Source organism: Cognatiluteimonas sedimenti (assembly GCF_022808325.1).
Taxonomy (GTDB): domain Bacteria; phylum Pseudomonadota; class Gammaproteobacteria; order Xanthomonadales; family Xanthomonadaceae; genus Cognatiluteimonas; species Cognatiluteimonas sedimenti.
This window is the reverse complement of sequence record NZ_JALGCL010000001.1, coordinates 712,556-727,397: the sequence shown is the minus strand read 5'-3', so window position 1 is coordinate 727,397 and position 14,842 is coordinate 712,556. Positions and strand designations below refer to the sequence as shown.

Sequence of the window (14,842 nt, the reverse complement as noted above, 5' to 3'; positions counted from 1 at the left end):
CGATGCCTGGCGTCGAACACGTGATCTCGAAATCAATGCTGCTGGCGATCGTGCTGGCGCCGCTGCTGGGCGCGGTCGTTGCCGGCCTGTTCCGCAGGCAGGTGGGCCGGGCCGGCTCGCATGTCGCCACCATCGCCGGCGTCGCGATCAGCTGCGCACTGTCGTGCTGGGTGCTGTGGCAGCTGGTGGGGCAGGGCGCGCCGCCGTTCAACGAGAACGTCTATACGTGGTTCAAGGTCGGCGGGCTGGAAGCGCATGTCGGCTTCATGGTCGACAAGCTGACCGCGATGATGATGGTCGTGGTGACCTTCGTGTCGCTGCTGGTGCACGTCTACACCATCGGGTACATGGCCGAGGACGACGGCTACCAGCGCTTCTTCAGCTACATCAGCCTGTTCACCTTCTCGATGCTCATGCTGGTCATGAGCAACAACTTCATGCAGCTGTTCTTCGGCTGGGAAGCCGTCGGCCTGGTGTCGTACCTGCTGATCGGCTTCTGGTTCAAGCGGCCGACCGCGATCTTCGCCAACCTCAAGGCGTTCCTGGTCAATCGCGTCGGGGATTTCGGCTTCATCCTCGGCATCGCCGCGGTGCTGTACTGGTTCGGCACCCTCGACTACGCCACGGTGTTCGCAAACGCGCCGACCATCGACGGCCTGACGGTGGCGGTGTTCTCCGGCCACGAATGGTCGGTGGCGACGCTGATCTGCATCTGCCTGTTCATCGGCGCGATGGGCAAGTCGGCGCAGGTGCCGCTGCACGTGTGGCTGCCCGACTCGATGGAAGGCCCGACCCCGATCTCGGCGCTGATCCACGCCGCGACCATGGTCACCGCCGGCATCTTCATGGTGGCGCGGATGTCGCCGCTGTTCGAGCTGAGCGAAACCGCGCTGAACTTCGTGCTGTTCATCGGCGCGACCACGGCCTTCTTCACCGGCCTGATCGGCATCGTGCAGAACGACATCAAGCGCGTGATCGCCTATTCGACGCTGTCGCAGCTGGGCTACATGACGGTGGCACTGGGCGTGTCGGCCTACAGCGCCGCGGTCTACCACCTGATGACCCACGCCTTCTTCAAGGCGCTGCTGTTCCTGGGCGCAGGCTCGGTGATCATCGCCATGCACCACGAGCAGGACATGCGCCGCATGGGTGGCCTGCGCAAGTACATGCCCGTGACCTTCTGGAGCATGCTGATCGGGACCCTGGCGCTGGTCGGAACGCCGTTCTTCAGCGGCTTCTATTCCAAGGACACCATCATCGAGGCTGCCGCGGAGCACGCGCACGAGGCCGGCAACTGGGTCGCCACCTACGGCTATTGGGCGGTGCTGCTGGGCGCCTTCGTCACCGCGTTCTACAGCTTCCGCCTGCTGTACCTGACCTTCTTCGGCGAGGAGCGATTCCGCCACGCGGCCGCCGACCATCACGGCCACGACGCGCACGACGACCATGGCCACCACGGCGTGCACGAGCCGCACGAGTCGCCCTGGGTGGTCACGTTGCCACTGGTGCTGCTGGCGATCCCGTCGGTGCTGGTCGGCTTCTTCACCATCGGCCCGATGCTGTTCGGCACCGACGTGATGGGCCATGCGAAGCAGTTGCCGTTCTTCCTCGGCGCGATCGACGTGGCCGCGGCGCGCGACGTCGTCGGCAAGCTGGCCGGGGAATTCCACGGCCCGGTCGCGTTCGCGCTGCACGGCTTCCAGGCGCCGGCGTTCTGGCTGGCGCTGGCCGGATTCGCACTGGCCACGGTGATGTACTGGTGGAAGCCGGAACTGCACCACAGGGCGCGACGCCTGCTGTCCTGGCCGGTCCGGGTGCTGGAGGACAAGTACGGCTTCGATGCGCTCTGGATCGGCGGTTTTGCCGGGAGCGGCGTCAGGCTCGGCAAGGTGTCGCGCAAGGTGGACGAACGGCTGATCGACGGCCTTTTCGTCAACGGCAGCGCGCGCCTGGTCGACTTCGCCTCGGGGTTGTTGCGCAGGACCCAGTCCGGCTACCTCTACCACTACGCTTTCGCGATGATCCTCGGCCTGATCGGTTTGCTGGCCGTGCTTCTTCGCTTCTGGCACTGATCCGACAAGGACCCGCGACGTGAGCCCCGAGCCCTTGCAAACCTTGACCTCCAACGGCGGACTGCCGCTGCTGAGCCTGCTGGTGTGGCTGCCGATCCTCGGCGGCGCGCTGTGCCTGGCGCTGGGCGACGCCCGCGCGGCGGCCGCGCGCTGGACCGCGCTGCTGTTCGCGCTGGCGACGCTGGCCCTGACCGTGCCGCTGATCACGGGTTTCGACATGGCCGATCCCGGCATGCAGTTCGTCGAACTGCATGCGTGGATCCCGGCCTACGACATCCGCTACCACCTCGGCGCCGACGGCATCTCGGTGGCGCTGATCGCGCTGACCACGCTGACCACGGTGTTGACCCTGGTCGGCGCATGGACGCCGATCCAGAAGCGGGTCAACCAGTACGTGGCCTCGATCCTGTTCCTCGAGGGCGTGATGATCGGCGTGTTCGCGGCGATGGACGCGATGCTGTTCTACGTGTTCTTCGAGGCGATGCTGATCCCGATGTTCATCATGATCGGCGTCTGGGGTGGCCCGCGCCGCGTCTATGCCTCGGTGAAGTTCTTCCTGTACACGTTCCTGGGCTCGGTGTTCATGCTGGTCGGGCTGATCTACCTGTATCTGAAGGGCGGCAGCTGGCAGATCATCGACATGTACGCGGTGCCGCTGTCGATGCCGGAGCAGATGTGGCTGTTCTTCGCCTTCCTGGTCTCGTTCGCGGTCAAGGTGCCGATGTTCCCGGTGCACACCTGGTTGCCGGACGCGCACGTGGAGGCGCCGACCGGCGGTTCGGTGATCCTGGCCGCGATCATGCTGAAGATCGGCGGGTACGGCTTCCTGCGCTTCAGCCTGCCGATCGTGCCCGACGCCGGCCACGAATGGGCCTGGCTGGTGATCGCGCTGAGCCTGGTCGCGATCGTCTACGTCAGCCTGGTGGCGCTGGTCCAGGACGACATGAAGAAGCTGATCGCGTATTCGTCGGTCGTGCACATGGGCTTCGTCACCCTGGGCATCTTCATCGCCTTCGCGCTGGTCCGCGACTTCGGCAACGTCGATGCCGCGCGACTGGGCCTGCAGGGTGCGATGGTGCAGATGATTTCGCACGGCCTCATCTCGGGCGCGATGTTCTCCTGCGTCGGCGTGCTCTACGACCGCCTGCACACGCGCCGGATCGCCGACTACGGCGGCGTGGCCAACGTGATGCCGTGGTTCGCGGCGTTCATGATCTTCTTCTCGATGGCCAACTCCGGCTTGCCTGGCACGTCGGGCTTCGTCGGCGAATTCATGGTGATCCTGGCCAGCTTCCAGCAGCACCCGCTGATCGCCTTCGGCGTGGCCACCACCCTGGTCACCGGCGCCGGCTACACCCTGTGGCTGGCCAAGCGCATCGTCTGGGGCGAGGTCGGCAACGCCCACGTGGCGCAGATGCAGGACATCGACATGCGCGAATGGATCGTGCTGGGCGTGTTCGCCGCCGGCGTGCTGCTGATCGGCGTGTGGCCGAAGCCGCTGACCGACCTGATGGAGCCTTCCATCGCGCAACTGGCGGGCCAGCTCGCCGCAAGCAAGCTTTGAGGATGCAAGCCGGATGACGCCGACCATGCCCACCGCCGCCGACCTGCTGCCGCTGCTGCCCGAACTGGTGCTGGTCGGCGCCGCGTTCGCGCTGCTGCTGCTGGACCTGTTCCTTGATCCGCGCCGCCGCGTCGTCACCCACGTGCTGGCGATCGTGGCCTTGCTGGCGGTAGCGGCGATGATCGTAGCCGGCGTCGGCGGGCAGGGCACGGTGCTCAACGGCATGTTCGTGCGCGACACCATGGCCGACGTGCTCAAGGTGACCGCTTGCGTGATCACCGCGCTGTCGCTGATGTACGTGTGGCCGTTCCTGCGCGAGCGCGGCCTGTACCAGGGCGAGATCGCGGTGCTGATGCTGTTCGCGGTGGTGGGCATGATGCTGCTGATCTCGGCCGGCAGCCTGGTGATGGTGTACCTGGGGCTGGAACTGCTGGCGCTGTGCTCCTACGCGCTGGTCGCGCTGGACCGCGACAGTTCGCTGTCTTCCGAAGCGGCGATGAAGTATTTCGTGCTCGGCTCGCTGGCATCGGGGCTGCTGCTGTACGGCATGTCGCTGCTGTACGGCGCCACCGGCACGCTCGACCTGGCGCAGCTGCACGCGGCCGTCGCCGGGTCGACGGAAACCACGCTGCTGCTGACGGGCACCGTGTTCCTGGTCGCCGGCATCGCTTTCAAGTTCGGCGCCGCGCCGTTCCACATGTGGCTCCCCGACACCTACCACGGCGCGCCGACCGCGATCACCGTGTTCATCGGCTCGGCGCCGAAGCTGGCCGCGTTCGCGATGGCCTTCCGCCTGCTCGAAGCCGGCCTCGGGCCGCTGGACGAGCGCTGGCGGCTGCTGGTGGCCGCGCTTGCCGTGCTGTCGCTGGTGGTCGGCAACGTGGTCGCCCTGGCGCAGTCCAACCTCAAGCGCATGCTGGCGTACTCGACGGTGTCGCACGTGGGTTTCCTGTTCCTGGGACTGGCCGCGGCCGATGCACAGGGCTACGCGGCGGCGATGTTCTACGCGATCTCCTACGCGATCATGTCGACCGCGGCATTCGGCGCGGTGGTGTTGCTGGCCAGCCGCGGCTTCGAGGCCGACCGCATCGACGACTTCAAGGGCCTGAACGCGCGCAACCCGTGGCTGGCCGGGATGATGCTGATCGCGATGATGTCGTTGGCCGGGATCCCGCCGTTCCTGGGCTTCTGGGCCAAGCTCGCGGTGCTGCGCGCCGCGATCCAGGGCGGCATGCTGTGGCTGGCGATCGTCGGCATCGTGTTCGCGGTGGTCGGCTGCTTCTATTACCTGCGCGTGTGCAAGGTGATGTACTTCGACGTGCCTGACGGCGACGTGCCCGCGTTGCGCGAGGATCGCCCGTTGCGGATCGCATTCAGCGTCAACGCGCTGGCGCTGCTGGTGCTGGGGTTCTTCTGGAACCCGATCATGGCCTGGTGCCAGGCGTCGTTCCTGTAAGGCAGGCGCGGCCACTGCGTTTCATGCGCGGGATCGCGCCGGCCCGGACCCGCCGCCGCTGAACCGCGGCACGCCGGCGGCAACGAAGTCGATGGGGCAGGTTGCAATAATCCGCGCCATTCACCATAATCCCGCCCCTGTTGCGGGGTGGAGCAGTCTGGCAGCTCGTCGGGCTCATAACCCGAAGGTCGCAGGTTCAAATCCTGCCCCCGCTACCAGCTCTCGCTGGCGATAAAGGCTCCTCGGAGCCTTTTTCGTTTGCGAGGTCGGGCTTGGCGGACGCACGCTGCATGCGACCGCGCCGAAATCCAGCGGAGCACGCTGGCTATTGGACAAGGGGCCCGCCGGGCCCCTTGTTGTTTTCCGGGCCCGGAAACGGCCAAGGCAGAAGGCAGGACGCAACTTCCGAACTCGCGACCCATGACCGACAAGGCAAACGAAATCGCCGCGCTGCTGGCCCCGACCGTGCAATCGCTGGGGCTGGAACTGCTGGGCGCCGAATACCTGCCGTCCCCGGGCGGCGCGGTGTTGCGCCTGTACATCGATGTCGCCGCGGACGAGTCGCGCACGGTCGGGATCGAGGACTGCGAGGCCGTCAGCCGCGAGGTGTCTGCGCAACTCGACGTCGCCGACCCGATCAGCGGCCACTACACCCTGGAGGTGTCGTCCCCGGGCGTGGACCGGCCGCTGTTCACGCCGGCACAGTTCGCGCAGTTCATCGGCCAGGACGCAAAGGCCACGCTGAAGCTGCCGCAGGACGGGCGCCGGCGGCTGCAGGGCCGGATCGTCGCGGTGGAAGGCGACGGGATCCGGTTCGAGGTCGACGGCCAGCCGTTCGCGGTTGCCTTCGACAACATCGACAAGGCGCGGCTGGTGCCCGACTGGGCGGCACTGGGCCTGGCGCCGGCAAGGGACAAGTCGGGTCGCGACGCGCGCCCCGGCAAGCAGGCAGGGAAGCGATCCAGCGGGACGCAATCCAGTACCAACAAACCATCCAACAAGAAGCCGGCGGCCGCGAAGCCGTCCCGTGCGGAGCGAGAGAAATGAGCAAGGAACTGTTGCTGGTCGTCGATGCGGTGGCAGCCGAGAAGGGCGTGCCGGAGTCGGTGATCCTGGAGGCGATCGAGGCTGCGCTGGCCTCGGCGGCGAAGAAGCGCTATCCGGACCAGGACGTGCTCACGCGCGTCGCCGTGGACCCGAAGGACGGCAGCTACGAGACCTTCCGCCGCTGGGAAGTGGTGGCCGACGACGTGGTGATGGAATCGCCCGATCGCCAGATCCGCCTGATGGACGCGCTCGACGAGAGCGAAGGCGCCGAGGTCGGCGACTTCATCGAGGAACAGATCGAGAACCCGGACTTCGGCCGCATCGCCGCGCAGGCCGCCAAGCAGGTGATCGTGCAGCGGGTGCGCGAAGCCGAGCGCGCCCAGGTCGTCGACCAGTGGAAGGACCGCGTCGGCGAACTGGTGACCGGCGTGGTCAAGCGCGCCGAGCGCGGCAACATCTTCGTCGACCTGGGCGGTAACGCCGAGGCCTTCATCCCCAAGGACAAGGGCATCCCGCGCGACGTGCTGCGCGCCGGCGACCGCGTCCGCGGCTACCTCTACGACGTGCGCAGCGAGATCCGCGGCCCGCAGCTGTTCATCAGCCGCGCCGCGCCGGAATTCATGATCGAGCTGTTCAAGCTCGAGGTGCCGGAAGTCGGCCAGGGCCTGGTCGAAATCAAGGCCTGCGCGCGCGACCCGGGCGACCGCGCAAAGATCGCGGTGCTGGCCTACGACAACCGCACCGACCCGATCGGCGCCTGCATCGGCATGCGCGGTTCGCGCGTGCAGGCGGTGAGCAACGAGCTCAACGGCGAGCGCGTGGACATCGTGTTGTGGTCTGACAACCCGGCGCAGTTCGTGATCAACGCGATGGCGCCGGCCGAAGTGCAGTCGATCATCGTCGACGAGGAAAAGCACTCGATGGACCTCGCGGTCGCGGAAGACAAGCTGGCGCAGGCGATCGGCCGCGGTGGCCAGAACGTGCGCCTGGCCAGCCGCCTGTCGGGCTGGCAGCTCAACGTCATGACGCAGGACCAGGTCACCGCCAAGTCCGAGGCCGAACAGGAGGCCGCGCGCGCGCTGTTCCAGGACAAGCTCGAGGTCGACGAGGAAATCGCCGCGATCCTGGTCGCCGAAGGCTTCAGCACGGTCGAGGAAATCGCCTACGTGCCGGTGGGCGAGCTGCTCGCGGTCGAGGGCTTCGACGAGGACATCGTCGAGGAGTTGCGCTCGCGCGCCCGCGACGCGCTGCTCAACGACGCGCTGGCGGTGGAGGAAGAGCTCGACGAGCACCAGCCCGCCGACGACCTGCTGTCGCTGGAAGGCATGGACGACGAGACCGCGTTCGCGCTCGCCGGCCACGGCATCCGCACCGCCGACGACCTCGGCGAGCTCGGTGCCGACGAAGTCGTCGAATTCGGCATCGAGGGCATGGACGAGACGCGCGCCGCGGCGCTGATCCTGGCCGCCCGTGCCGAGGAAATCGCGCGCCTGGAGCGGGAGGGGTGAGCAAAAGGCCATAAAACGGCCTTCCAACCCCCACCGCAGTAGAATCGCCTGCTTCACGCGCCCGGCCGCAACCGGGCCACAGGACACGGAATCCGAATGTCGCAACAAACCACGATCCGCAAGCTGGCCGAACTGGTGAACAAGCCGGTCGACAAACTGCTCGAACAGCTGGCCGAGGCCGGCATGCGCTTCGACGGTCCCGACCAGGTCGTCACCAGCATCGAGAAGGTGAAGCTGCTCGGCTTCCTCAAGCGCGCGCACGGCAAGGCCGACAAGTCGGCCGAGGAAGTCGCCGCGCCGAAGAAGATCACCCTCAACCGCAGCCGCAAGCAGGAACTCACGGTCGGCGGCGGCAAGAACCGCAGCACGGTCGACGTGGTGGTGCGCAAGAAGGTCACCCTGGTCAAGCAGGTGGACGCGGTTGCCGGCACGGAAGCGCCGGAGAACGACGAGCGCGCCGAGATCCTGCGCAAGCTCGAGGAATCGCGGCTGCGCAACCTGACCGAGCAGCAGCGCCTGGCCGAGACCGACAAGCGCCGGCTCGAGGAAGCCGCCGAGCGCAAGCGCCAGGAAGAAGAGGCCGCGCGCGCCGAAGCCGCGCGTGCCGCCGCCGCGGTCGTCGTTTCCGAGGAGGAGATCGCGCGCAAGGCCCACGGCCACGGCCATCCCAAGCCGGCCGCCCCGCGCGCCGACGACAAGGCCGGGCACAAGCACAAGACACGCGGCTCGCACGCGATGGTCGCCGGCGTCGAGGACGACGACCGCGCCAGCCGTTTCGCCGGGCAGATGCACCTGAGCGCGGCCGATCGCGCGCGCCGCAGCACCAGCGGCCGCGGCAAGGCCAAGCCGCAGCGTCGCCATGCCGAGCAGTCGCGCTCGGGCACCGGCTTCACCCGCCCGACCGCGCCGATCGTGCGCGAAGTGGCGATCGGCGACGCCATCACCGTCGCCGACCTGGCGCAGAAATTGGCCCTGAAGGGCGGCGACGTGGTCAAGGCGCTGTTCAAGATGGGGGTCATGGCGACCATCACCCAGAGCATCGACCACGACACCGCGGTGCTGGTGGTCGAGGAACTCGGCCACACCGCCGTGCACGCCGATGCCGGCGATGCCGAGAGCGAACTGCTGGCGCACGTCGAGGACGTCCAGGGCGAGAAGCTGGCGCGTCCGCCGGTGGTCACGATCATGGGCCATGTCGACCACGGCAAGACCTCGTTGCTGGACTACATCCGCACCACCAAGGTCGCGTCGGGCGAGGCCGGCGGCATCACCCAGCACATCGGCGCCTACCACGTGCAGACGCCCAAGGGCACGATCAGCTTCCTCGATACCCCCGGCCACGCCGCGTTCTCGCAGATGCGCGCGCGCGGCGCCAAGCTGACCGACATCGTGGTGCTGGTGGTCGCCGCCGACGACGGCGTCATGCCGCAGACGATCGAGGCCGTGCAGCACGCGCGGGCGGCCGGCGTGCCGCTGATCGTCGCGATCAACAAGATCGACAAGTCCGACGCCGACCCGATGCGGGTCAAGAACGAGCTGCTCGCGCAGGACGTGGTCGCCGAGGACTTCGGCGGCGACACGCAGATGGTGGAACTGTCGGCCAAGACCGGGCAGGGCGTGGACAACCTGCTGGACGCGATCTCGCTGCAGGCCGAGGTGCTGGAACTCAAGGCCGTGCAGGAAGGCCGCGCCTCGGGCGTGGTGATCGAATCCTCCCTCGACAAGGGCCGTGGCCCGGTGGCCACCGTGCTGGTGCAGCAGGGCACCCTGCAGAAGGGCGACTACCTGGTGTGCGGCGTGCAGTACGGCCGCGTGCGCGCGCTGTTCGACGAGACCGGCAAGCAGGTTCCGGATGCCGGCCCGTCGATCCCGGTGCAGGTGCTGGGCCTGTCGGGCGTGCCCGACGCCGGCGACGACTTCGTCGTGGTCGCCGACGAGCGCCTGGCCAAGGACGTGGCGCAGCAGCGCGACGCCAAGCGCCGCGAGACCAGGCTGGTGGGCCAGGCGGGCAACCGCATGGAAGACATCATGGCGCAGATGGGCGCGGGCGAAGCCCAGCTCAGCCTGCCGCTGATCGTCAAGGCCGACGTCCAGGGTTCGGTGCAGGCCCTGCGCGAGGCGCTGACCGGCCTGTCCAACGAGCAGATCCGGATCAACGTGATCGGCTCCGGCGTCGGCGGCATCACCGAGTCCGACGCGCAGCTGGCGGCGACCTCCAAGGCCACCATCATCGGCTTCAACGTGCGTGCCGATGCCTCGGCGCGCAAGGTGATCGAGACCACCGGCGTGGACCTGCGCTACTTCTCGATCATCTACGACGTGATCGACCAGGTGAAGCAGGTCGCCTCCGGCATCCTCGGCGTCGAGATCCGCGAGGAGATCATCGGCACCGCGGAAGTGCGCGACGTGTTCCGCAGCTCCAAGTTCGGCGCGGTCGCCGGCTGCATGGTGGTCGAGGGCGTGGTCAAGCGCCACAAGCCGATCCGCGTGCTGCGCGACAACACCGTGATCTTCGAGGGCGAGCTGGAATCGCTGCGCCGCTTCAAGGAGAACGTCGACGAGGTCCGCGTCAACACCGAGTGCGGCATCGGCGTGAAGGCCTACAACGACGTCAAGCCGGGCGACCAGATCGAGTGCTTCGAGCGCATCGAAGTGCAGCGCACGCTGTGACCCGGGCACCGTAGAACGAGATGCCGCAGAAGAAGTCCTTCCATCGCACCGACCGCGTCTCCGCCCAGCTCCGGCGCGAGCTGGGCACGCTGGTGCACGAGGCGGTGCGCGAGCACGGGCTGCCGTCGCTCAGCGTGTCCGACGTCGAGGTCACCCGCGACATGGCCCATGCCAAGGTCTGGGTGACGGCATTGCAGCCCGAGCGTTCGGTCGAAGCGGTGAAGGCGCTCAAGGCGCTGGCGCCGGAGCTGCGCTACCAGCTCGCGCACGCGGTGAAGATGCGGCACGTGCCGGAACTGCACTTCCACTACGACGAGTCGGTCGATCGTGGCGAACGCATCGAAAACCTGCTGCGCCAGTTGCCGGACGTGCATCCGGACACCGACACCGACCCGCCCGACCAGGCCGACTGAGCCGGTGGTGGCGCCTCCAGCCGTGGGCTTTCCTGCCGGTTCCCGCCACGGGCAGGGGCCGGCAAGCGCTCGCGGCTGACGCCGCTCCCGCGACGTTCGGACAAGGCGGGGTTCGACCCACCCTACAATGCCGCTGATGACCCAAAGGCCGCGCACGGTGTTCCGCAAGCTCGACGGCATCCTGCTGCTCGACAAGCCGCGCGGCCTGAGTTCCAACCAGGCGTTGCAGCGCGTGCGCCACCTGTTCCGCGCCGCCAAGGCGGGGCATACCGGTAGCCTGGATCCCCTCGCCACCGGGCTGCTGCCGGTGTGCTTCGGCGAGGCGACCAAGATCGCCGGCGGCCTGCTCGGCGCGCGCAAGGCCTACGAGACGGTCGCGCGGCTGGGCGTGGTCACCGATACCGACGACGCCGACGGCCAGCCATTGCGCGAGCGCCCGGTGCCCGAGCTCACGATCGCGCGCATCGATGCCGCGCTGCAGGCGCTGACAGGCTGCATCCGCCAGCGCCCGCCGATCTATTCGGCGCTCAAGCGCGGCGGCGAACCGCTGTACGCCAAGGCGCGCCGCGGCGAGGTCGTCCAGGTCGAGGAACGCGAAGTCGAGGTCCACGCCTTCGAACTGCGCTCGGCCGCCGACCTCCTCGACGGACTGCTTGCGGATGGCGCGCCGCTGCTTCGCCTGCACGTGGAATGCGGCTCCGGTACCTACGTGCGCAGCCTGGTCCGGGACCTCGGCGAGGCGCTGGGCTGCGGCGCCCATGTCGCCGAGCTGCGGCGGCTCTGGGTCGACCCGTTCCGCGAGCCGCGGATGTGGACGCTGGAGGCGTTGCAGGCACTGGCTGAACGCGGCGAGCGCAGCCTTGACGCCTGCCTGCTGCCGATCGAGGCCGGCATGGCCGCCTGGCCCGAGGTCCGCGTGGCCGCGGCGCAGGCGCTGCGGCTGGGGCAGGGGCAGGCCGTGGAGGGCGAGTTCCGCCCAGCCGGCAGCGTCGCCATCGTCGATGAAACCGGGCGCGCGCTGGGCCTGGGCGAGGTCGGCGCGGATGGCTGCCTGCGGCCGCAGCGGCTGTTCGCGTGGGCCGCGCAGCAGGTCGCCCCCATCCGCGCCTAGCCGGCGCAGGCCGCCACGCCGCGTGCCGCCTCGCCGGCGGCAGCGTTGCGCAACGCCGGTCATGCTGCGCTAACGCCTTGTCCGCAAAGGCCCCAGCGGGCTACAATTCCGGGGCTGATCGGGTCCGATCGGCAGCATCCTTCCTGTTCCAACCGCACGCGGCGGGCCGGGCGGTGCGTCACGCTTCCAGCAACGGCTGGGCGACGCTTCTGCCGACCACGCATCTACCCGAGGCAACACCATGTCCATCGACAGCTCCAAGGTCATCGAAGAACACAAGCGCGGCGCCAACGACACCGGCTCCCCGGAAGTCCAGGTCGCCCTGCTCACCGCCCGCATCACCCAGCTCACCGAGCACTTCAAGGCGCACAAGCAGGACCACCACAGCCGGCGCGGCCTGCTGATGATGGTCAACCGCCGCCGCAGCCTGCTCGACTACCTGCACCGCAAGGATGCCGAGCGCTACAAGGCCCTGATCCAGAAGCTCGGCCTGCGTCGGTAAGCGATACCAAGACCGCGGCGCAGCAATGCGCCGCGGTTTCGTTTTGACCGGTTGCGAGCGCGCAACCACCCGGACCGCGCATGGGCGCCTTCCGGTCCAACCGCGAAAGCAAGCATCCAAGGAATTCCAACGTGGCAAAAATCACCAAGACCTTCCAGTACGGCAACCATGAAGTCACGCTCGAGACCGGCGAGATCGCCCGCCAGGCCGGCGGCGCGGTCATGGTCAAGTGCGACGGCACCGTGCTGCTGGTCACCGCGGTCGCGGCGAAGTCGCAGCGCGAAGGGCAGGATTTCTTCCCGCTCACCGTCGACTACCAGGAGAAGTTCTACGCCGGCGGCCGCATCCCGGGTGGTTTCTTCAAGCGCGAAGGCCGCCAGACCGAGAAGGAAACGCTGATCTCGCGCCTGATCGACCGCCCGATCCGCCCGCTGTTCCCCGAGGACTACAAGAACGAAGTCCAGATCATCGCCACCGTGATGTCGATGAATCCCGAGATCGACGGCGACGTGCTCGCGCTGATCGGCGCGTCCGCCGCGCTGTCGCTGGCGGGTACCCCGTTCCAGGGGCCGATCGGCGCCGCCAAGATCGGCTACAAGGACGGCCAGTACCTGCTCAACCCGACCGTCACCGAGCTCAAGGATTCGCAGCTCGAGCTGGTCGTGGCCGGTACCGCCAACGCCGTGCTGATGGTCGAGTCCGAGGCCGACGAGCTGTCCGAAGACGTGATGCTGGGCGCGGTGATGTTCGGCCACCGCGAGATGCAGAAGGTCATCAACACGATCAACGAGCTGACCGTGGAAGCCGGCACCAGGCCGGTGACCTGGGTCGCGCCGGAGAAGAGCGACGCCATGGTCGCCGCGCTCAAGGAAGCCGTGGGCGACAAGCTCGATGGCGCCTTCCAGGTGCGCGACAAGCTGCAGCGCCGCGACGCCATCGCCGCGATCAAGAAGGACGTGATGCAGGCGCTCGCGGGCCGCGCCGAGGAAGCCGGCTGGAAGGCCGCCGACATGTCCCGGGAATTTGGCGAGCTCGAGTACCAGACCATGCGCAGCTCGGTGCTCGGCACCAAGGTCCGCATCGACGGCCGCCAACTCGACACCGTGCGCCCGATCGCCTCGCGCGTCAGCGTGCTGCCGCGCGTCCACGGCTCGGCGCTGTTCACCCGCGGCGAGACCCAGGCGATCGTTGCGGTCACCCTGGGCACCGCGCGCGACGGCCAGATCATCGACGCCGTCTCGGGCGAGTACAAGGAACACTTCCTGTTCCACTACAACTTCCCGCCGTACTCGGTCGGCGAAGCCGGCCGCATGATGGGCCCGAAGCGCCGCGAGATCGGCCACGGCCGCCTCGCCAAGCGCGGCGTGCTGGCGGTGATGCCGACCATGGAACAGTTCCCGTACACCATCCGCGTGGTCTCGGAGATCACCGAGTCGAACGGTTCCTCGTCGATGGCCTCGGTCTGCGGCAGCTCGCTGGCGCTGATGGATGCCGGCGTGCCGATCAGCGCCCCGGTGGCGGGCATCGCCATGGGCCTGGTCAAGGAAGGCGACAACTACGTGGTGCTGTCGGACATCCTTGGTGACGAAGACCACCTGGGCGACATGGACTTCAAGGTCGCCGGCACCGACAAGGGCATCTCGGCGCTGCAGATGGACATCAAGATCCAGGGCATCACCGAGGAGATCATGAAGACTGCGCTGGCGCAGGCCAAGGCCGGCCGCCTGCACATCCTCGGCGAGATGGCACACGCGCTGACCGCGCCGCGCCCGGAGCTGTCCGACTTCGCGCCGCGCCTGATCACCATCAAGATCCACCCCGACAAGATCCGCGAAGTGATCGGCAAGGGCGGCTCGGTGATCCAGGGCATCACCAAGGAAACCGGCACCCAGATCGATATCCAGGACGACGGCACCATCACCATCGCTTCGGTGAACGCGATCGCCGGCCAGGCCGCGAAGGCGCGCATCGAGCAGATCACCTCCGACGTCGAGCCGGGCCGCATCTACGAGGGCAAGGTCGCCAAGCTGATGGACTTCGGTGCGTTCGTCACCATCTCCCCCGGCAAGGACGGCCTGGTGCACGTGTCGCAGATCTCCAACGATCGCGTCGAGAAGGTCAGCGACGTGCTCAAGGAAGGCGACATCGTCAAGGTCAAGGTGCTCGAGGTCGACAAGCAGGGCCGCATCCGCCTGTCGATGAAGGCCGTCGAGGAAGGCGAGGGCGTGACCGTCGGCTGAGCCGTCGCGTCATCGCAATGAACCAAGGACGGGCCTGCGGGCCCGTCCTTTTTTGGTTCATCTCGCAAACGAAGGGCGAGGATTCCCCGGGCGCGTACCTCCCCGCTAGCTGACCGGCCCGGCGCAACCGCCAGCGCTGCGCGGCGAATGTCCCCCGGCATCCGCCTGGCGGCGGCTGCCTCCTCCTTGATTTCGCCGCGCAGCGCTGGCGGCCGCGCCGGGCCCCGCATGGCCGGTCCGTCCGAAGGAAAGCCAGGCT

Annotated in this window: 10 protein-coding genes and 1 tRNA gene; all 11 read left to right on the top strand. The window is 68.0% G+C overall.

The features are described 5' to 3' along the window. Positions 1-2 precede the first annotated feature (2 nt). The 11 genes from nuoL to pnp all read left to right on the top strand — a co-directional run bounded on the left by nuoL (position 3) and on the right by pnp (position 14,583). Positions 3-2,072, top strand: coding sequence for an NADH-quinone oxidoreductase subunit L (gene nuoL, locus MQC88_RS03380; RefSeq protein WP_243319213.1), 2,070 nt, complete (start codon positions 3-5; stop codon positions 2,070-2,072). 79 nt (positions 2,073-2,151) lie between these two features. Continuing rightward, the gene (locus MQC88_RS03375; protein WP_243320250.1) at positions 2,152-3,636 is read left to right on the top strand and encodes an NADH-quinone oxidoreductase subunit M; all 1,485 of its coding nucleotides are present in this window, start codon (positions 2,152-2,154) and stop codon (positions 3,634-3,636) included. 13 nt (positions 3,637-3,649) lie between these two features. Continuing rightward, positions 3,650-5,092, top strand: coding sequence for an NADH-quinone oxidoreductase subunit NuoN (gene nuoN, locus MQC88_RS03370; RefSeq protein WP_243319212.1), 1,443 nt, complete (start codon positions 3,650-3,652; stop codon positions 5,090-5,092). A 141-nt stretch (positions 5,093-5,233) separates the two neighbouring features. Next, positions 5,234-5,310: transfer RNA gene (locus tag MQC88_RS03365), tRNA-Met, on the top strand. Between the two features lie 202 nt (positions 5,311-5,512). Continuing rightward, positions 5,513-6,139 carry a ribosome maturation factor RimP gene (gene rimP / locus MQC88_RS03360; RefSeq protein ID WP_243319211.1) on the top strand — a complete coding sequence of 209 codons (627 nt, stop codon included), beginning with the start codon at positions 5,513-5,515 and terminating at the stop codon, positions 6,137-6,139. After that, positions 6,136-7,647 carry a transcription termination factor NusA gene (gene nusA, locus MQC88_RS03355; RefSeq protein ID WP_243319210.1) on the top strand — a complete coding sequence of 504 codons (1,512 nt, stop codon included), beginning with the start codon at positions 6,136-6,138 and terminating at the stop codon, positions 7,645-7,647. Before rimP ends, nusA begins: the two co-directional genes overlap by 4 nt. A 96-nt stretch (positions 7,648-7,743) precedes the next feature. Beyond that, a complete protein-coding gene (gene infB / locus MQC88_RS03350; RefSeq protein WP_243319209.1) occupies positions 7,744-10,317 on the top strand; it encodes a translation initiation factor IF-2 in 2,574 nt (857 codons plus the stop codon). Between the two features lie 20 nt (positions 10,318-10,337). Then, a complete protein-coding gene (gene rbfA, locus MQC88_RS03345) occupies positions 10,338-10,730 on the top strand; it encodes a 30S ribosome-binding factor RbfA (protein ID WP_243319208.1) in 393 nt (130 codons plus the stop codon). A gap of 127 nt (positions 10,731-10,857) precedes the next feature. Then, positions 10,858-11,841, top strand: a complete 984-nt coding sequence (gene truB, locus MQC88_RS03340) for a tRNA pseudouridine(55) synthase TruB (protein WP_243319207.1) — start codon at positions 10,858-10,860, stop codon at positions 11,839-11,841. A gap of 241 nt (positions 11,842-12,082) precedes the next feature. Beyond that, positions 12,083-12,343 carry a 30S ribosomal protein S15 gene (gene rpsO, locus MQC88_RS03335; RefSeq protein ID WP_243319206.1) on the top strand — a complete coding sequence of 87 codons (261 nt, stop codon included), beginning with the start codon at positions 12,083-12,085 and terminating at the stop codon, positions 12,341-12,343. Positions 12,344-12,474: 131 nt separating this feature from the next. Next, a complete protein-coding gene (gene pnp, locus MQC88_RS03330) occupies positions 12,475-14,583 on the top strand; it encodes a polyribonucleotide nucleotidyltransferase (protein WP_243319205.1) in 2,109 nt (702 codons plus the stop codon). Positions 14,584-14,842 lie beyond the last annotated feature (259 nt).

What these genes read in the sequence shown, in the direction of transcription:
- nuoL (WP_243319213.1), top strand. Translation starts at nt 3, where the DNA reads ATGCCTGGCGTCGAACACGTGATCTCGAAATCAATGCTGCTGGCGATC.
- nuoN (WP_243319212.1), top strand. Translation starts at nt 3,650, where the DNA reads ATGACGCCGACCATGCCCACCGCCGCCGACCTGCTGCCGCTGCTGCCC.
- rimP (WP_243319211.1), top strand. Translation starts at nt 5,513, where the DNA reads ATGACCGACAAGGCAAACGAAATCGCCGCGCTGCTGGCCCCGACCGTG.
- nusA (WP_243319210.1), top strand. Translation starts at nt 6,136, where the DNA reads ATGAGCAAGGAACTGTTGCTGGTCGTCGATGCGGTGGCAGCCGAGAAG.
- infB (WP_243319209.1), top strand. Translation starts at nt 7,744, where the DNA reads ATGTCGCAACAAACCACGATCCGCAAGCTGGCCGAACTGGTGAACAAG.
- rbfA (WP_243319208.1), top strand. Translation starts at nt 10,338, where the DNA reads ATGCCGCAGAAGAAGTCCTTCCATCGCACCGACCGCGTCTCCGCCCAG.
- truB (WP_243319207.1), top strand. Translation starts at nt 10,858, where the DNA reads ATGCCGCTGATGACCCAAAGGCCGCGCACGGTGTTCCGCAAGCTCGAC.
- rpsO (WP_243319206.1), top strand. Translation starts at nt 12,083, where the DNA reads ATGTCCATCGACAGCTCCAAGGTCATCGAAGAACACAAGCGCGGCGCC.